Raw genomic sequence first — 18634 nt, 5'->3', positions numbered from 1 at the left:
TGCCAACCCTACGGAAAGGAGGTATGGCATGGTTTCCCTCGATGAAGCGTCCGGCTCGCGCATCGCCCGGCAGCGTGCGGGCATCAAGGAGTGGGCCGGTCTGGCGGTGTTGGCGCTGCCCACCGTGCTCCTCGGTCTCGATGTCACGATTCTCTATCTGGCCCTGCCCGCCCTGGCGGCGGATCTGCAGCCGAGCAGCACCCAGGCGCTGTGGATCATGGATGCCTACGGCTTCATGATTGCGGGCTTTTTGATCACCATGGGTACCCTGGGCGACCGTATTGGCCGTCGCCGGCTGCTGATGATCGGCGCTGTGGCCTTCGGCATCACGTCGGTGATCGCCGCCTACTCCACCAGTGCTGCCATGCTGATCGCCGCCCGTGCAGTGCTGGGCGTGGCCGGCGCGACGCTGATGCCCTCGACCCTGGCACTGATCAGCAACATGTTCGGCGACGTGCGCCAGCGCGCCCTGGCCATCGGCGTGTGGGCCACCATGTTCGCCCTGGGCATGGCACTGGGGCCGGTAGTCGGTGGGATGTTGCTGGAGCGCTTCTGGTGGGGAGCGGCCTTTCTGGTGGCGGTGCCGGTGGTGGCCGTACTGCTGATTGCGGCGCCGATGCTGCTGCCGGAGTATCGCGCGAAACGCAGTGGTCGGTTGGATCTCGCCAGCGTGGCGCTTTCGCTGGCGGCCGTGCTGCCGGCGGTCTATGGGATCAAGGAGCTTGCCAAGTTGGGGCTCGAACCGGTTCCCGTGCTTGCCCTGGCGCTGGGCGGCTTGATGGCGCTGGTCTTCGTGCGCCGCCAGCAGCGCCTGGACGACCCGCTGCTCGACATGCGGCTGTTCGGCAGCCGCACCTTCAGTGCCGCGCTGATCGTATTGCTGGTGGGGCTGGTCGGCGTGTCCGGCGTAATGCTGCTGGTGACCCAGTACCTGCAACTGGTGGCGGGGCTCACACCGCTGGCGGCGGGGCTGTGGATGGGGCCGCCGGCGCTCGCGATGGTGCTGGCGGGCATCATGGCGCCGCTGATTGCCCGACGCATTCGTCCCGGCTACGTGGTAGGCGCCGCACTGGCGCTCTCGACGCTGGGCTATTGGCTGCTGGCCGCCGTCGAAGTGAACGCCAACGGGGTGGGCATGGCGATTGCCGGGTTCTCGCTGGTCTATCTCGGCCTTGGCACCATCGCCGCTCTGGGCACCGACCTGGTGGTGGGCGCGGCGCCGGCGGAGAAGGCCGGCTCGGCCTCGGCCATGTCGGAGATGGTGCAGGAGCTTGGCGTTGCGTTGGGCGTTGCGCTGTTGGGTAGCCTGGCCACCTTCGTCTACCGTGCCCAGGTCAGCGCGACGATGGCCGGTGGCGAAGCTGCCGAGACGGTGGGCATCGTGGAGGAGAGCCTGTGGGCCACCGTTTCGGCCGGCGATAGCCTGCCTGCCGGCGTACTGCTGGAAGCCCAGCAGGCCTTTACCGCAGGGCTGAACGTGACCGCAACGGTGGGCGGTATCGCCATCCTGGCGCTGGCGGTGGTTTCCATCGTCAGCCTGCGCCATGTCGGGGCGATAGGCGGAGACGTACAGGAACAGCCAGCTGGGAAAGGTGAGCCCTGCTCGCCGGTCAGCTAGTCAGTGCTTCCCAGCTCGCCATGGCGCAGTCGGCAATGCGCAGCAGGGTCTCGCGCGAGGCGCCGTCGCGGGCCTGAATCGACATGCCGTGCTGCACGGTGACGAAGTAGCTGGCCAGGGCGCGACAGTCCGTCGAGGCGGGTAGCTCACCTTCCTCGACGGCACGCTTCAGGCGGCGCTCCAACAGGCAGCCGTTCTCCTTGCGGTGGGCCTTCAAGGCATCGCAGACCTGGGCATTGGCCCCCTGCATCTGCGGGGCGGCAAGCACGATCATGCAGCCGCGAGGCGTATCGCCGCGGGTGAATGCCTCGGCCGTGGCATGCAGTACGTGCGCGATGGCGTCGCGTGCCGTCGGCGCCGTCTCCACTTGCTCCCAGATACCGCTGCCTTCCGTCTGGACGTAGAGCGCCACCGCTTCATGGAACAGTGCCTCCTTGCTGCCGAAGGTGGCGTAGAGGCTGGGTGCGTTGATGCTCATGGCCCGGGTCAGGTCGGTGAGCGAGGCGTTGTCGTAGCCCTGAGTCCAGAACACCTCCATAGCCCGACGCAGGGCCTCTTCCCTGTCGAAGCCGCGGGGTCTACCGCGCTGAGGCATGTCTTGCTCCTTTTTTGTATCGATAACTACAAAATATCTTGACAGCGGCTTGGCTGTCTAGCCATCTTATTTGTGTATCGATCACTACATAAATTGCTTGAACGGAGACGAGAGATGCAGCAACTCAGCGGAAAGGTAGCGGTGGTTACCGGTGGCAGCCGCGGCATCGGTGCCGCCATTGCCCGGCGTCTGGCAGCGGAAGGGGCAAGTGTTGCGGTGACCTATGTCAACGGTGAGGCCCAGGCGCAATCGGTGGTGGACGAGATCGTCTCGGCAGGTGGGCGGGCAATGGCGATTCGTGCCGACAATCGCGACGACGCGGCGCTTAAGGCCGCCGTCGAACGCACGGTGGCCGAGCTAGGCGGGCTCGATATCCTGGTCAACAACGCGGGCATCTTCCCGTCCGGGACGATCGAGGAGGTGACGCTTGAAGAGCTGGATCGCACCATCGCGATCAACCTGCGGGCGCCGGTAGTGACCGCCATGGCGGCGGTGGGGCATATGCCGGAGGGTGGGCGCATCATCACCATCGGCAGCAACCTTGCCGTTCGGGTGCCCTGGTCCGGCATCAGCCTCTATGCCATGAGCAAGGCGGGCCTGGTGGGGCTGACCAAGGGGCTGGCACGAGACCTCGGATCGCGGGGCATCAACGTCAACATCGTACACCCAGGCTCTACCGATACCGACATGAACCCCGCCGACGGCGAGCTCTCCGCCCCCCAGCGTAGCTTGATGGCCATTCCCCGCTACAACGAAGCCGACGACGTGGCCGGCCTGGTGGCCTGGTTGGCCGGCCCGGAGGGTCGTTCGATCACCGGGGCGGAGTTCACCATCGACGGCGGTGCCAATATCTGAAGAGTTACCCTCTACTAGCTTGTGTGCCGACCCGGTGGGCCGGTACACGCTAATCAAGCGGGGTTGGTAAGGAGGGTTTTCATATCCAGGCTCGCCGTCAATTCTTCCACCAGAGCGTCGATCTCTCTCTCGGCCTGGGCCAGCGAGGCCTGCAGGCGCTCGCCGCCGAACTCGTCGTATTCCGCCGCGATGCCGTGCACGTCGTCGACGCCCAGGTAGCCGAATACGGTGCGAATGTGCGGCTCGACATGATTGGCCTGGGCCATGCGCTCGCCCGGTTCGTAGCCGTAGTCGCCGCGGGAGCTCAGCACTACCAAGCGCTTGTGCATCTCGGTCAGCATCGGCCAGTAGGGCAGCCCCTGGCGTGAGCGGTCGAAGCCGAAGGTACGCCCGACCCGTACGATATTGTCGATATAGGCCTTGAAGCCGGCCGGGACGCCGAAGTTGTACATCGGCACGCCGGCAACGATCAGGTCCGCCTCCAGCAGTTCGTCGACCAGGGCATCGCTCTCGGCCAGGGCGTCGTGCATCCAGGGCTCACGTGCCTCCGGCTTGGTGAAGGCGGCGTGAATCCATTCGCCGGTCACGGGGCGCGGCGGATGCTGGCCCACGTCACGATAGAGGATACGATCGTCGGGGCGGGCTTTTTTCCATTGTGCGATGAAGTGCGCACTGAGGCGGCGGGAATGGGAGCCATGCGGATCGATACCGGAACGGCCGGAGCGGGCGCTGGCGTCGAGGTGGAGTAGTGTGATCATGAACGTCTCCTGACAAGAAGAACTCAACTCGGATGATGCGTGGGAGACAGGATCGGTTCATGATGCAAGGCTGACAAACGACCATTTCTTGAAGGATGGAATAGCTGGGCTTGTCCATAGGCTGGGCTTTTCGATAAGGAGATGTCGGTGAACCGACGCACGCTGCCGTTATCCCAACTGCGCGCCTTCGAAGCGGCGGCGCGTCATTGCAGTTTCAAACGGGCCGCCGAGGAGCTGGCCGTCACGCCGGCTGCGGTCAGCCATCAGGTGCGCGATCTGGAAGCGCTGCTGGGAGTGGCGCTATTCGAGCGCCGCGTTCGCCAGGTAGTGCCGACCCCGGTCGCCATGCAGCTGCTTCCTGTGCTGCAGCGTGGCTTCGATGCCTTCGGCGAAGCGCTGGAGGCGCTGCGGGAGCAGGGCGATGGCGGTAGCGTAACGCTCTCCTGCACGCCGGCCTTTGCCAGCCAGTGGCTGTTGCCGCGCCTGGCCGACTTCCATGCGCGGTGCCCCGATACCGATCTGCGCATCCACGCCAGCGAGGCGCCGCTGGATCTATCACGTAGCGCGTCGCTGGCGATTCGCTATGGCATGGGGCCTTATCCGGAGCTCGAAGCCGAGGTACTGGCCGAGGATGCCTTTGCTCTAGTGGCCAGCCCACGGCTGGCACTGACAGGGTATGAAGACCTGAAGGTAGTGCGTCACATCGTCTTCGACTGGCACTGCTCCACCTTGGGACTGCCCTCTTGGCAGCACTGGTGCCAGGCGGCAGGCCTGACCCAGGCCGACCTCGGCGCAAGCTTGAGCTTCTCTGACGAGAGCCATGCCATCCAGGCCGCCATTGCCGGTCAGGGGGTGGCATTGCTGAGTCTCACACTGGTGAAAGCGGAGCTTGAGCGCGGCGTGCTTCAGGTGCCCTTCGGGCCGAGGCTGCCGGGGCTGCGCTATCAACTGGTCCGGCATCACCGGTTTGCCGGGCATGCGGCGCTGGAGCAGGTTGCGGCGTGGCTGCGCGAGGAATTTGCCCGAGACTTCGGCGGGGGGAGCGAAGCCATACTGGACAGGCCTGCCCACCACTGATTGGGTCAGGTCGGGGCAGGACTTTTCCGGTGGGATGCAGCAGGGGCCGCGCTGCTTAGTCTTCCCGAATCGCTCTAGGTGTCGGCCGCCCGGCGCACGCCTTCGGCCAGTTCACGCACCAAGCCATGAACCGCCTCGATGGCACCATGTCGAGTCTCTGCGCTATTGATGGCTTCTACCAGCGCCGAGCCGACTACGACGGCGTCACTGAATCGGCCAATCGCCGCTGCCTGTGCTGCATTGCGAATGCCGAAACCGACGGCAATCGGCAAGCGGCTACGCTCGCGCAGCTGGCCCACCATGCGCTCGACGTCGTGCACGACAGGTTCGCGTCCTCCCGTTACGCCGTTCATCGAGACGCAATACAGAAAGCCCGAGGCATTATCCAGCACCCGTGGCAGCCGCTTGGCATCGGTGGTCGGCGTGGCGAGGCGGATGAAGGCAATGCCATGTCGCTTGGCCGGCAGGCATAGCTCGTCATCATGCTCGGGTGGCAGATCGACCACTATCAAGCCATCGACACCGGCGCGGGCAGCGTCCTCGAGGAAGCGCTCCACGCCGTAGCGGTAAATGGGGTTGTAGTAGCCCATCAGCACCAGCGGCGTTTGCGACTCCTGTTGGCGGAAGGCGTGTACCAGCTCGAGTGTCCGGGCCATTGTCTGCCCACCCTCGAGGGCGCGTAGCGTCGCCTTCTGGATGGCAGGGCCGTCGGCCATGGGATCGCTGAACGGCATGCCGAGCTCGATCACGTCGGCGCCAGCAGCCGGCAGCCCTTTCAGGATTTTCAGCGAGGTTTCGAAGTCGGAATCGCCGGCGGTGACGTAGGTGACCAGGGCAGGCCTTTTCTCCGCCTTGAGCGCGGCAAAGCGCTCGGCCAGGCGAGTGGTGTCGTTCATGGGGCTCTCTGTGACGGCGCTCATTGATAATTCTCCCCGAGATGTTTGGCTACGCTGATCATGTCCTTGTCGCCGCGCCCGCTCAGGTTGACCACCATCAGGTGGTCGCGGGGCAGCGTCGCTGCCCGCTTGGCGACCTCGGCCAGGGCGTGGGCCGATTCGAGCGCGGGAATGATCCCCTCCTGACGACAGCAGAGCTGGAACGCCGCGAGCGCTTCGTCGTCGCTGATCGAGACGTATTCGACCCGGCCCTGCTCATGCAGCCAGGCATGCTCCGGGCCGATGCCGGGATAATCGAGCCCGGCCGATATCGAGTGGGCGTCAATGATCTGGCCATCCTCATCCTGCAACAGGTAGGTGCGATTGCCATGCAGAACCCCGGGTGCGCCGCCGCTGAGGCTTGCCGCGTGCATGCCGGTGTCGATGCCCTTGCCGCCGGCCTCGACGCCGATCATCTCGACCGATTCATCGGCGAGGAAGGGGTGGAACAGGCCCATGGCGTTGGAGCCGCCACCGATGCAGGCGACGAGAGAGTCGGGTAGGCGCCCTTCCATCTCGAGGATCTGTGCGCGGGTCTCGCGCCCGATCACTGCCTGGAAGTCACGCACCATGGCGGGGTAGGGGTGCGGTCCGGCCACGGTGCCGATGATGTAGAAGGTGTTGTCGACGTTGGTCACCCAGTCGCGCAGCGCCTCGTTCATCGCATCCTTGAGCGTGCCGGTCCCCGTCGTCACCGGAATGACCTCGGCGCCGAGCAATTTCATGCGAAACACGTTGGGCTGCTGGCGTTCGATATCGGCCGAGCCCATGTAGACGACACAGGGCATGCCGAAGCGTGCCGCGACGGTGGCGGTGGCGACGCCATGCATGCCGGCGCCCGTTTCGGCGATGATGCGGGTCTTGCCCATCCGCTTGGCGAGCAGGATCTGGCCGATACAATTGTTGATCTTGTGAGCTCCAGTGTGGTTGAGCTCCTCACGCTTGAGATAGATCCGGGCGCCGCCAAAGTGCTCGGTAAGACGCTCGGCAAAGTAGAGCGGGCTGGGCCGGCCAACATAATCGCGCTGGAAGTAAGCGAGCTGGCGCTGGAATTCGCTGTCCTGCCGGGCCGTATCGTATTCGGCCTGAAGCTCGTTAATCAGCGGCATCAACGTCTCGGGGACGAAGCGGCCGCCGAAACGGCCGAACATGCCATGGGCATCGGGCTGCATCGAAAGGTCGGTCATGAGGTGCCTCGAAGGTTCAGGGAGCTTTCGATGAAACTAACGCAGACAGGCGGGACGAAAAATCGATAAGATGGCTGCCATATGTGAGCCAGAGTCACAGATCGATGCACTCCATGCCTTCCCTCAGCGCCCTGCGCGCTTTCGAGGCCACCGCGCGGTTGGGTAGCGTCACGGCCGCGGCGAATGAACTCAGCGTGACTCACGGTGCGGTGAGCCGTCAGCTGCGGAGCCTGGAAGAGCACTTCGGCGTGGCGCTGTTCACCAAGGCGGGCCGCGGTCTGCAGCTCACCAGTCACGGGGAGCGGCTGCAGCACGGCGTTGGCGAGGCGTTCCTGCGCCTGCGTGACAGCTGCACGCAGTTGAAGCGTGACGTCGAGGCGGCGCCGTTCATCCTGGCCTGTCCGGGTAGCCTCCTGGCGCGCTGGCTCATTCCGCGACTCGATCGCCTGCATCGTGCGCTGCCGGAACTCAAGCTGCATGTCGTCGCCAGCGAGAGCGAAGCTACCCCGGGAAGAGGCGAGGTAAGCGCAACGCTGACGTTTGCGGAACCGCCATGGCCGGCCGACCTGGAGGTGGTCGAGTTGGCCGCGGAACACATCGGCGCGGTAGTGAGCCCACAGTTGGCCGCTCGGTTCGATCCGCAGCGGCCAGCGACGCTGTTTGACGCCAAGCTGCTGCATACCGCCTCGCGGCCTCAAGCCTGGCCTCACTGGGCGCGTGCGCATGGACTCGATGCAGAGCGTCTCGACCGGGCGCTGGCCGAGGGTCAGGGCTTCGATCATCTCTATTATCTGCTCGAGGCGGCAGTGGCCGGGTTGGGGGTGGCGATAGCGCCTCGGCTGTTGGTCGAGGACGAACTGCGTCAGGGACGACTGATCGCTCCCTGGGGCTTCGCCGAGACGCCCGCCCGGCTGTGTCTGTGGCTTTCCCCCGCTGATAATCGACGCTGCAGCACTCGGCTCATCGAATGGCTCAGGGGGGAGCTGAACGAGATGTTCTCGTCGCGGTAACCGGAGACTGCCCGGGAACATCGCGTATCTCCTCGCACTCGATTACGTTGTAGAAAAGCGATTTCCGGAGCGCCCATGCCGCTCGATGCCTTTCATACCGCCGTCAGCGACTGGTTCGCACGCGGCCTCGGTACGCCTACTGAGGTGCAGGCGCGCGCCTGGCCGGCCATCGGCGCGGGCGGCCATGTGCTGATCGCCGCGCCCACCGGCTCGGGCAAGACGCTGGCAGCCTTTCTTGCCGCCATCGATGGCCTGGTGCGGCGTGGGCTAGACAGCGGGCTGCCCGACGAAACCGTGGTGCTCTACGTCTCGCCGCTGCGCGCGCTCTCCAACGACATCCAGCGCAACCTGCAGGCGCCGATTCGCGGTATCGCCGAGGGGCTTGAGGTAGATGGCCGGGAGGCACCGGAGATACGCGCCTGGGTGCGCACCGGCGACACCACCTCGTCGGAGCGCGAGCGCATGCGCAAGCGTCCGCCGCATATCGTGGTCACCACGCCGGAGTCGCTCTACGTGCTGCTGACGTCCGACTCGGGGCGGCGGATGCTCTCCAGCGTGCGCACGGTGATCGTCGACGAGATTCATGCAGTGGCCGGCACCAAGCGCGGCTCGCACCTGGCGCTGTCGCTGGAGCGGCTGGCCGGGCTCACCGCGCGCCCGCCGCAGCGCATCGGGCTCTCGGCCACCCAGAAACCGGTGGAGGCGGTGGCGGCGTTCCTCACCGGTGGCAGTGAGTGCACCATCGTCGACACCGGCCATGTGCGCCGGCGCGACCTGGCCATCGAGGTGGCCGGCTCGCCGCTCACTGCGGTGATGGCCAACGAGGTGTGGGAAGAGGTCTACGACCGCCTGGCAGCGCTGGTGAGAGAACACCGCACCACGCTGATCTTCGCCAACACCCGGCGGGTGTGCGAGCGGGTGGCGCGCCACCTGGCCGACCGCCTGGGGAATGAGTGGGTGACCTCGCACCACGGCAGCCTGGCCCGCGAGCACCGCCTGGATGCCGAGCAGCGCCTCAAGCAGGGCGAGTTGCGTGCGCTGGTGGCTACCGCTTCGCTGGAGCTGGGTATCGACATCGGCGAGGTGGATCTGGTCTGTCAACTCGGCTCGCCGCGTTCGATGTCGGCCTTTCTGCAGCGGGTGGGGCGCTCCGGTCATGGCGTGGGGCGTACCCCCAAGGGGCGGCTGTTCCCACTGACCCGCGACGACCTGGTTGAGTGCACCGCGCTGATGGGCGCGGTGCAGGCCGGCGAGCTCGACCGGCTGCACATCCCCGAGGGGCCGCTCGACGTGCTGGCGCAGCAGATCGTCGCCGAGGTCGCCGGGGCGGGCGAAACCGAGGAGAGCGCGCTATTCGCACGACTCCGCGCCGCCTGGCCCTACCGTGCGCTGAGCGAGGAGCGCTTCGACGCAGTGGTACAGATGCTCGCCGATGGCTACACCACTCGGCGCGGGCGACGCGGGGCCTACCTGCATCGCGACCGGGTCAACGGCCGTCTGCGCCCGCGGCGCAACGCGCGGCTCGTTGCCCTGACCAACGGCGGGGCGATTCCCGACCACTTCGACTACGACGTGATCCTGCAGCCGGAAGAAATCCGTGTCGGCACCGTCAACGAGGATTTCGCCTTCGAGAGCATGCCGGGCGACATCTTCCAGCTCGGCAACCAGGCCTATCGCATCCTCAAGCTCGCCACCGGGAAGCTCTACGTGGAGGACGCCCGCGGGGCGCCGCCGAGCATCCCGTTCTGGTTCGGCGAGGCGCCGGCACGTACGCAGGAGCTGTCGCAAGCGGTGTCACGGCTGCGCGAGGGTATCGACCGGCAGCTGGCCGAGGGCGACGAGGCCGAGGGCGACGAGGCCGAGGCCCAAGCGTGGCTGGAAGCCGAGTACGGCCTGGCGCCGGCCGCCGCCGAGCAACTGGTGCGCTATCTGGCCGTGGCGCGGGCGGCGCTGGGCGTCATTCCTTCCCAGCATCATCTGGTGCTGGAGCGCTTCTTCGACGAGGCCGGCGACATGCATCTGGTGCTGCATTCGCCGTTCGGCTCCAAGCTCAACCGCGCCTGGGGGCTGGCGCTGCGCAAGCGCTTCTGCCGCAAGTTCAACTTCGAGCTGCAGGCGGCGGCGCTGGAGGACAGCATCGTGCTGTCGCTGGGGCCGACTCACAGTTTCCCCCTCGACGAGGTGTGGACCTACCTCAACGCCAAGACGGTGCGCGAGGTACTGATCCAGGCGCTGCTCGATGCGCCGATGTTCGGTCTGCGCTGGCGCTGGAACGCCTCGGTGGGGCTGGCCGTGCCGCGCACCCGCAATGGCCGACGGCGCCCGCCGCAGCTGCAGCGCCAGGACTCCGAGGACCTGCTCTCGGTGGTCTTTCCCGATCAGCTCGCCTGCGCCGAGAACCTGGCCGGAGCGCGGGAGCTGCCCGATCACCCCCTGGTGGACCAGACCCTGCACGACTGCCTGACCGAGGCCATGGACATCGACGGCCTGGAGCGTCTGCTGTCGCGCCTCGAAGCCGGCGAGATCGTCGTCAGCGGGCGCGACCTGGCGGTGCCTTCCCCGCTGTCGGAAGAGGTGGTCAATGCGCGTCCCTACGCCTTCCTCGACGACGGTGCCCAGGAGGAGCGGCGCACCCTGAGCGTGCGCACCGGCAGCGCGCTCGACGTGGCCGAGGCCGCCGCATCTGCGCGCTATGCCCCCGAGGTGATCGACCGGGTGTGCGAAGAAGCCTGGCCCGCACCGCGCGATGCCGACGAGCTGCACGACGCGCTGGTGATGAGCGGTTTCATCACCATGCACGAAGCCGAAGAGGAGTGGCGGCCCTGGTTCGATGCACTAGCCCGGGACAGGCGTGCTGCGGTCGTTACGCCATCCAACGGTGAGGCGCTGTGGACGGCGGCGGAGCGCTTGGGTGAGCTGCTGGTGCTCTATCCTGAAGCCGTACTCAAGCCACCCATCGAAGCCCTGGGCACGGCCCCGGCGTCGTCCGACGAGGCACTGACCGAGCTGCTGCGTTCACGGCTCGAGACGCTGGGGCCGGTCACGGCGGCAAGCCTGGCCACGCCTCTTGGCGTATCACTGGAGCGCTGCATGGCGGCGCTGGCGCGTCTCGAGGTCGAGGGCTTCGTGCTGCAAGGGGCTTTTCTCGGCGGCAGCCAGGTGGCCTGGTGCGAGCGGCGCCTGCTGGCGCGCATGCATCGCTATGCCATCGACCGCCGTCGTGCCGAGATCGAGCCGGTGAGCATCCAGCACTACCTGCGCTTCTTGCTCGACTGGCACGGCCTGACCGAGCGGCCGCAGGGGCCTGAGGCGCTGGCCGCAGCGGTGGAGCGGCTGGAGGGCTTTCCCGTGGCGGCCGGTGCCTGGGAGAGCGACGTGCTGCCGGCGCGGGTGGCCGAATTCTCGCCGCACATGCTTGACCAGTTGCTCGCCAGCGGGCGCTTCATCTGGCTGCGCCTGCTGCCGCCTAGAATCGCCGAAGGCGACGAGCGTCAGCGTCCGGGCCCGCTGCGCAACACGCCGATTGCCTTGATCGAGCGCCAGACGTTGAACGACTGGCGGCAGGCCGCGCCGGTACCCGATGTCAGCGAGCTGCCGCTCTCCGGCGGGGCACGTCGGGTGCTGGAGGCGCTGCAGGCCGGTGGGGCGATGTTCTTCGCCGACCTGCTCGGCCCCGCCCACATGCTGCGCACCCAGGTGGAGGAGGCGCTGGGCGAGCTGGCCTCGTGGGGGTTGGTCACTTCCGACAGTTTTACTGGCCTGCGGGCACTCATCGCCCCGGCCAGCAAGCGACCGCCCATTGCTGCGAGCGGGCGTCGGCGTCGGCGGCACGCCCCGGGAGTGGACGCCGCCGGGCGCTGGTCGTGGCTGCCCGCGCCGGAGCGCGACGATACGCCGGAAAAGCGCCGCATCTCGACGGACATGGAGAGCCTGGAGCATATCGCCTGGGTGCTGTTGGAGCGCTACGGCGTGGTGTTCCGTCGTGTGATCGAGCGCGAGCCGGCACTGCCGCCCTGGCGCGAGCTGCTGTATGTGTATCGCCGGCTGGAGGCGCGCGGCGAGATTCGCGGCGGGCGTTTCGTGCAGCAGTTTGCCGGCGAGCAGTTCGCCCTGGCCGAGGCGGTGGGGGCACTCAAGGCCATGCGCCGCCGGGAGCCGGACGGCACCCGCGTGGTGGTGGCTGCCGCCGACCCGCTCAACCTGGTGGGCATTCTTGCCCCCGGGCAGCGACTACCGGCGGTGTCGGGCAATCGTCTGCTCTATCGCGACGGGGTGCCGGAGGCCGTGCTGCAGAACGGCGAAGTGCATTTTCTGGAGACGCTATCCACCGGGGCAAAGTGGCAGGTGCAACAGCTGCTGCGGCGTGGGCCGGGGCATGAAAAACCCCCGACACCAGAGGTGCCGGGGGCTGCGATATCGATGCGCTGACGCTCAGTCGTGCCGCGAGCGTTGCCGGTGAGGAACGCGCTTATCCTCCTCGATACGCACTTCCTTGCGGTTGGGGTGCCTCTGCTTCTCGCTCATGGTGTAGGCCAGAGCCGAAAGCGCCACTGCGGCCACGCTCACGGTCAGCATTTCGATGATACCCATGCGCATGTCCTCCTGCGGGTGAATGGGGCGACCCTCGGGACGTCAGTCCTTGTCCCTACGAGAGGCGTGCCAGTAAATCGAGCGTGGCAGCTTTCTCGCCGGCCGACAAATGCTTTGACCTGAAGGCGTGGACTAAGTTTTAACGCTCCGCGAGAAAAAGCGGGCACGACGCCTCGCATGAGGCTGGCGTTAGCCGCCGGCCCGGCGAGCGGCCTCACCGACCGGCCCTCTATCGAGTCGCTTCTGTCCTGGCTCGCTCGATACCTACCTGAGCTCATGGTGTTGCCGTGCGGAACCGTGTCGCTATTGCTTTTTTATCGGAATTATTGAAATATATTTCCAGGTATATACTTCTGGCTAATATCCAGTGCAACGTTGCGTAATTCTACGGAGGCATTATCCGTACTTCTGACTAAGGGATGGCCGCAGGGTAAATTACGCAGCTCTCCGGATTTAATTTGATAGCCACCGTTTTATTCTCCCCAGGTCAGTTTTCTGACCAGCTCGCGATTCAATCATTAAAACAAACGAGGGCATTGCTCGATAGCGCGCTACTTTATCGAGCACGCCGGGAGTCAATATAGCCATGAGCGTCAACAGGCGTAATTTCCTCAAGTATGGCGGTGCCGCCGCAGTGGGTACCGTGATGGCACCGAGCATCGTCAAGGCTCAGGAAACCTTCAACTGGCGCATGACCACCAGTTGGCCATCCGGTTTTCCGTTCTTCCAGTCTGGCCCCGGCTCCGCGACGGACTTCGCCAGACGAGTCGAAGAAATGTCCGGCGGGCGCATCAAGATTCGCGTCTACGGCGCGGGTGAGCTCATTCCTGCCTTCGACGGCTTCGATGCGGTATCGCGCGGCCAGCAGGTGCAGCTCAACCATGCCTGCTCCTACTACTGGGCCGGGGAGTCGTTTGCCGCTCAGTACTTCACCACCGTGCCGTTCGGCATGACCTTCCAGGGCTTCAATGCCTGGCTGGCCCACGGTGGCGGCTACGAGTTGTGGAAGGAAACCTACGAGCCCTACAACCTGATCCCGCTGGCAGTGGGCTGTACCGGTGCGCAGCCGGTGGGCTGGTTCCGCGAGCCGGTGACCAGCGTGGCGGATTTCCGCGGCCTGAACATCCGCATGCCGGGGCTGGCCGGCGATGTCTACAACGCCATCGGTGCCAACGCCCGCCTGCTGCCCGGCGGTGAGATCTTCTCGGCGCTGGAGCGCGGTGCCATCGACGCGGCGGAGTGGGTGGGTCCCTATCTCGACCGTGCCCTGGGCCTGCACAACGCGGCCAAGCACTACTACTCCTCGGGCTGGCACGAGCCCTCCACCACCACCGAGGTGATCGTCAACAAGGACGCCTACGACTCCTTGCCCAGCGATCTCCAGGCCGTGCTCCACAATGCCGCTGCCGCTTGCAACATCACCTCCCACACCTGGATCGAGGCCCAGAACGGCGACGCCCTGGACGACCTGGTCAACAACCACGGCGTGGCGTTCGAGACCCTCCCCGACGACGTTATCCGGGCGCTGTTCGAGGCCACCCGCGACATCCTGGCAACCGAGGCCGACAAGGACCCGCTGGTCAAGCGCATCAACGACAGCTTCTGGGCGTTCAAGAAGAAGCACGACGGCTGGCATACCAACAGCGAGGCCGTCTTCGCCAACACCATCAGCCGCTACGGTCAGGGCATGATCTGACGTCGGCCGGGCGCTCGGCCGAGCGGCATTCCGTAACGCCGAGCGCCCTCCTGCCAGACCCATCCGGGTCGCGCTTACCCCACCTTTGACGTCCGCTGGGCGCCCGCCCAGAGGGGGAGTTGAAATGCTGCGTCTGTGTACCTGGCTCGAGCGTGCGCTCGAGCGAATAACCGGCCTGGCCGGTTTCATCGGCTGTCTGGCCATGCTCATCATGATCGCGCTGATCTTCGGCAACATGCTGAGCCGCTATGCCTTTGGCCTGGGCGCGGTGTGGGCCCAGGAGCTGGAGTGGTACCTGCTGTCGGTCATGGCGATGATGGGCATCGCCTACGCCATGAAGTTCGACGATCACGTGCGCGTGGACATCCTGTCGAGCCGCTTCAGCCCGGTCGGCATGATGTGGCTGAACCTCATCGCTGCGCTGCTGGTGGCGCTGCCCTGCGCGCTGCTCATCATCCATTACAGCTTGCCGTTCGCCGAGACCTCGTTCATCCGCGGCGAGCGCTCACCCAATTCTTCCGGTCTTCCCTGGCGCTGGATACCCAAGGCCATGGTGGTGGTCGGCTTCGTCTTCGTGGCGGCCGAGTCGCTGCGCCAGGCGCTCGAGAACGGTCGGCGCCTCGTTCAACACTACGCTGGGAGAGCCTGAGCCATGCCCTTGGAATATTACGCGCTGGCCATGATCGTGGCTTTCTTCGTGCTGGTGATGACCGGCATTCCGGTCGGCTTCGTGGTGGCGTTCGTCGGCTTCGTGTTCGGCTTCATCGGCTTCGACGGCTGGCTGTTCGAGCTGCTGCCCTCGCGCATCTACGGCGTGGTGGCCAACTACACCCTGCTGGCCATCCCGCTGTTCGTCTTCATGGGCGTGATGCTGGAGCGCTCGAAGATCGCCGAGCGCATGCTCGACGTGATCGGTCACCTGTGCGGCGGCCTGCCGGGCGGCATGGCCCTGGCGGTGATCATCGTCGGCGTACTGCTGGGCGCAGCGACGGGCATCGTCGGTGCCGCCATCGTCACCCTGACGCTGATGGCGCTACCGACCCTGGTGCGACGCGGCTACAAGAAGACGGTGGCCTGCGGCACCATCTGTGCGGCGGGCACCCTGGGGCAGATCATCCCGCCCAGCCTAGTGCTGCTGGTGCTGGCCGACATCATGAATCTGTCCGTCGGCAGCCTGTTCGCCGCGGCGCTGGTGCCCGGCCTGCTGTTGGCCGGCATGTACCTGGCCTATCTGCTGGTGCTGGCCTTCTTCTTCTCAGCCGACGTGCCCGCCATCGACGAGCAGGAGCGCGCCGCGGTCAGCAAGCTGGAGCTGGGCAAGGACTTCGTCAAGGTGGTGGTGCCGCCACTGTTGCTGATCTTCGCCGTGCTCGGCTCGATCATCGGCGGGGTGGCCGCGCCCACGGAGGCGGCGTCGGTAGGTGCCGTGGGAGCCTTGCTGCTGACGGTCGTGTCCGGGCGCCTGACCTTGGGAGTGCTCTCCGATACCGTCAAGACCTCGCTGCGCATCAGCTGCATGATCTTCTTCGTGCTGATCGCCTCGCAGGTCTTCGCCCTGGCCTTCCGCGGGCTGGACGGGGAATTCCTCATCGAGGCAATGTTCGAATGGGTGCCGGGCGGCATGTACGGCACGCTGATCTTCATGCTGCTGCTGATCTTCTTCCTGGGCTTCTTCCTCGAGTGGATTCAGATCTCCTACATTGCCGTGCCGCTGTTCCTGCCGTTCCTGGCAAGCCAGGGCGACATGTCGATGGTGTGGGTCGCGATCCTGATCGCCATGAACCTGCAGACTTCGTTCCTGACGCCGCCCTTCGGCTGGTCGCTGCTGTTCATGAAGGGGGTGGCGCCGCCGGGGATCACCACGGGCGATATCTACAAGGGGGCCGTGCCTTTCGTGCTGATCCAGATCCTGGCACTGGCGCTGATCATCGTCTTCCCCGATGTGGTGCTGTGGTTACCCCGGGTGGTAGGATGGTGAGTCGGGGTTTTTACTTTAAAACTCCCTGATAAAGGCTCTGTCGACTGCAATCGGCCAACTGCAATAAGCCGGCCGTGATTAGCCAAAGGTCGATAGAGCCGAAAAGAATAATAATTAAGTAAAGGTAACGCGCCAGTGTTCACGTTCAGAACCAAGTTGACACTGCTGACCTTGCTGCCTCTTTTGATACTCAGTGCAGGTGTGACGTTTCTTGCCATTCATCAGAGTGCGCGATTGAGCGGGGCGCAGTCGGAAATCCTCAAGGACGGATTGCTGGAAGCCAAGCGGGCTGAACTCAAGAACTACATGGAGCTCGCCTACACGGCGATTCGAGACATCTACGAGGATCCCGAGCTGCCTGTAGAGGTGGCGCAAGGGCTGGTAGCGGATGCCTTTCACCGTATGGAGTACGGCTCCGACGGTTACTTCTTCGTCTATGACTACGATGGGCTGAACATCGTCCACCCGCGGCTCGAGCACCTGGTCGGGCAGGACCTGTGGAACTTTCGTGACGAGGATGGCAAGTTCCTGATCCAGCGGCTCATCGAGCAAGCCCAGGAAGGCGGTGGCTTCACCGAATATCGCTGGGACAAGCCTTCAGGCGGCGAATCGGTACTCAAGCTGAGCTACTCCATTGCCCTGGAAGAGTGGGGCTGGATGGTGGGTACTGGGCTCTACCTGGATGACATCGAACAGGTGGTCGGCCAGATGGAGCATCACATGGTGGAGAACGCCCGCAGGACCATCCTGCTGATGGCCTTCTTCACCGTTTCCTGCCTGCTCGTCATCGCCGTGATCGGTCTGGCGGTCAACCTCAGCGAAGCGCGGGTGGCGAATCGCCGGCTGGTCACGATGGCGCAGAAGACCTTCAGTTTTCTGGAGAAGGAACGGCGGCGGATTTCCCGCGAGCTGCACGATGGCATCAATCAGCTGCTGGTATCGGCACGCTTCAAGCTCGAACGCATCGACGATGCACTGGGGCGCGGCGATCATGTCGATGCATCATCCGCCCTGGCGGCGACCGACCGCATTCTGGAAACGGGCATTCAGGACCTGCGGCGGCTGGCCTACGACCTGCGTCCCAGCGTGCTCGACGACCTGGGGCTGGTGGCGGCCTTGGAGAGCCTGTGTTCGGACCTCGTAGAGCGCAAACCCGTCCGCATTCACTTCGAGTCCAACCTCGACAGCGGCGAATGCCAGCCGGTACTGGCCACGGCGCTGTATCGCATCACTCAGGAAAGCCTGCACAACATCGAGAAGCACGCCGGTAACGTTGGCCAGGTCAGGGTGAAGCTGCGGCGCCGTCGTGGCTGGGTCTATCTCGAGATCGCTGATGACGGCGAGGGCTTCATCTGGCGCGCCGAGCAGAGCCATGAGCAGGGCGGGGCCGGTATGGGACTGCGCAACATCCAGGACCGGGTAGATCTGCTGGGGGGGCGGCTAGCGATCGAGGCGGCCCCCGGCAAGGGCGTGCGCATACGCATCAAGGTGCCGTTTCAGCGCGCTACCGGAACGAGTCGGGAGAGAGTCGATGGCAGGGTCTATACGCGTACTTTTGGCGGACGACCATCCGCTGGTTCTGGAAGGGCTGCGTTACCGACTGGAGGCGCAGCCGGGCATTGAGCTCGTCGGCGAGGCAAACTCGGGCGAGGAACTGCTGTCGCTGGCTCAGGCGCTTGCGCCGGACGTGGTGGTGACGGACATCACCATGCCCGGCCTGTCCGGTCTCGAAGCGTGCAAGGTCTTGCATGACACCTGCCCCGAGATTCGGGTCCTGGTGCTCACCATGCACGACAACGAGGAGTACATTCGCCGCGCGGTGGCCTGCGGTGCGGCCGGCTACGTGCTCAAGGACGCCTCGGCCGAGCAGATGGTGTTCGCCCTGCGCGAGGTGGCAGGTGGACGCAGCCATTTCGGCTCCGGCGTGTCCCGGGTGCTGCTGGAAGAGAAGCAGGAGCGCCTGACTCCGCGTGAGACGGCCATCCTCAAGCTGATGTTCGAGGGCATGAGCAGCCGCGACATCGGTGAGGCGCTGAGCATCAGCACCCGTACGGTGGAGTCGCATCGCAGCAACATCTACCGCAAGCTCAACACCAACTCCCTGGCAGGTCTGTTTCGCTACGCGATGCGCCATGGCCTGGTCGAGTTGGAGTGACGGCGTTCACTCTTCTTCGACCTGGGCGCGCAGCCAGGCGATCTCCTCGGCCCAAATCTCGGGCTCGATGGTTTCCAACACCATGGGGATATCGTCGATGCGCGGGTCGCGCATGATGGTGGTGAAGGCGTCGAGGCCGATGTTGCCCTGACCCAGGCTGTGGTGGCGGTCGACACGGCT

16 protein-coding genes are annotated in these 18634 nt (G+C 65.4%); 10 read left to right on the top strand and 6 right to left on the bottom strand.

What is annotated here, in order from left to right:
* Positions 1–28 precede the first annotated feature (28 nt).
* Positions 29–1618: an MFS transporter gene (locus tag B8115_RS20855; RefSeq protein WP_010629801.1), complete on the top strand. Its 1590-nt coding sequence runs from the start codon at positions 29–31 to the stop codon at positions 1616–1618.
* On the opposite strand, the gene B8115_RS20850 is transcribed toward B8115_RS20855, so the two are convergent.
* Positions 1611–2213, bottom strand: a complete 603-nt coding sequence (locus B8115_RS20850) for a TetR/AcrR family transcriptional regulator (RefSeq protein WP_010629800.1) — start codon at positions 2211–2213, stop codon at positions 1611–1613. The two genes, B8115_RS20855 and B8115_RS20850, sit on opposite strands and share 8 nt — an antisense overlap.
* A 114-nt stretch (positions 2214–2327) precedes the next feature.
* On the opposite strand from B8115_RS20850, the gene B8115_RS20845 reads away from it, so the two are divergent.
* Entirely contained in the window at positions 2328–3068 is a 741-nt protein-coding gene (locus B8115_RS20845) for an SDR family NAD(P)-dependent oxidoreductase (RefSeq protein WP_010629799.1), read from the top strand.
* Positions 3069–3121: 53 nt separating this feature from the next.
* Here B8115_RS20845 and B8115_RS20840 read toward each other — a convergent pair whose 3' ends face one another.
* The gene (locus B8115_RS20840; protein WP_010629798.1) at positions 3122–3826 is read right to left on the bottom strand and encodes an FMN-dependent NADH-azoreductase; all 705 of its coding nucleotides are present in this window, start codon (positions 3824–3826) and stop codon (positions 3122–3124) included.
* 147 nt (positions 3827–3973) lie between these two features.
* On the opposite strand from B8115_RS20840, the gene B8115_RS20835 reads away from it, so the two are divergent.
* Positions 3974–4903: a LysR substrate-binding domain-containing protein gene (locus B8115_RS20835; RefSeq protein ID WP_010629797.1), complete on the top strand. Its 930-nt coding sequence runs from the start codon at positions 3974–3976 to the stop codon at positions 4901–4903.
* 74 nt (positions 4904–4977) lie between these two features.
* On the opposite strand, the gene trpA is transcribed toward B8115_RS20835, so the two are convergent.
* Together trpA and trpB are read right to left on the bottom strand one after the other, a co-directional pair.
* Positions 4978–5823: a tryptophan synthase subunit alpha gene (gene trpA, locus B8115_RS20830; RefSeq protein WP_010629796.1), complete on the bottom strand. Its 846-nt coding sequence runs from the start codon at positions 5821–5823 to the stop codon at positions 4978–4980.
* Positions 5820–7025 (bottom strand): tryptophan synthase subunit beta, encoded by a 1206-nt coding sequence (gene trpB / locus B8115_RS20825; RefSeq protein ID WP_010629795.1) that lies wholly within the window; start codon positions 7023–7025, stop codon positions 5820–5822. Before trpB ends, trpA begins: the two co-directional genes overlap by 4 nt.
* A 113-nt stretch (positions 7026–7138) precedes the next feature.
* Between trpB and B8115_RS20820 the strand changes: the two genes are divergently transcribed.
* Together B8115_RS20820 and B8115_RS20815 are read left to right on the top strand one after the other, a co-directional pair.
* Entirely contained in the window at positions 7139–8035 is an 897-nt protein-coding gene (locus tag B8115_RS20820) for a LysR family transcriptional regulator (RefSeq protein WP_010629794.1), read from the top strand.
* A 75-nt stretch (positions 8036–8110) separates the two neighbouring features.
* Positions 8111–12463 carry a DEAD/DEAH box helicase gene (locus B8115_RS20815; protein WP_010629793.1) on the top strand — a complete coding sequence of 1451 codons (4353 nt, stop codon included), beginning with the start codon at positions 8111–8113 and terminating at the stop codon, positions 12461–12463.
* A gap of 3 nt (positions 12464–12466) precedes the next feature.
* Here B8115_RS20815 and B8115_RS23675 read toward each other — a convergent pair whose 3' ends face one another.
* Entirely contained in the window at positions 12467–12625 is a 159-nt protein-coding gene (locus tag B8115_RS23675) for a hypothetical protein (protein WP_158409663.1), read from the bottom strand.
* A gap of 586 nt (positions 12626–13211) precedes the next feature.
* Here B8115_RS23675 and B8115_RS20810 point away from each other — a divergent pair.
* The 5 genes from B8115_RS20810 to B8115_RS20790 all read left to right on the top strand — a co-directional run bounded on the left by B8115_RS20810 (position 13212) and on the right by B8115_RS20790 (position 18454).
* Complete coding sequence (locus B8115_RS20810; RefSeq protein ID WP_010629792.1) at positions 13212–14321, top strand: TRAP transporter substrate-binding protein; 1110 nt, start codon at positions 13212–13214, stop codon at positions 14319–14321.
* A 124-nt stretch (positions 14322–14445) separates the two neighbouring features.
* The gene (locus B8115_RS20805) at positions 14446–14970 is read left to right on the top strand and encodes a TRAP transporter small permease subunit (protein ID WP_010629791.1); all 525 of its coding nucleotides are present in this window, start codon (positions 14446–14448) and stop codon (positions 14968–14970) included.
* A 3-nt stretch (positions 14971–14973) separates the two neighbouring features.
* Complete coding sequence (locus tag B8115_RS20800; protein ID WP_010629790.1) at positions 14974–16299, top strand: TRAP transporter large permease subunit; 1326 nt, start codon at positions 14974–14976, stop codon at positions 16297–16299.
* A gap of 135 nt (positions 16300–16434) precedes the next feature.
* Entirely contained in the window at positions 16435–17922 is a 1488-nt protein-coding gene (locus B8115_RS20795; protein WP_158409662.1) for a cache domain-containing protein, read from the top strand.
* On the top strand, positions 17831–18454 hold the full coding sequence (locus B8115_RS20790) for a response regulator transcription factor (RefSeq protein ID WP_026038281.1): 624 nt from the start codon (positions 17831–17833) through the stop codon (positions 18452–18454). Before B8115_RS20795 ends, B8115_RS20790 begins: the two co-directional genes overlap by 92 nt.
* 6 nt (positions 18455–18460) lie before the next feature.
* Here B8115_RS20790 and B8115_RS20785 read toward each other — a convergent pair.
* Positions 18461–18634: TIM barrel protein (locus tag B8115_RS20785; RefSeq protein ID WP_010629787.1), on the bottom strand; the 174-nt coding region annotated here is incomplete at its 5' end.

Source organism: Halomonas sp. KM-1 (assembly GCF_000246875.1).
GTDB lineage: Bacteria > Pseudomonadota > Gammaproteobacteria > Pseudomonadales > Halomonadaceae > Halomonas > Halomonas aerodenitrificans.
The sequence above is the reverse complement of the archived record's forward strand: the minus strand, read 5'-3'. Positions and strand labels throughout refer to the sequence as shown.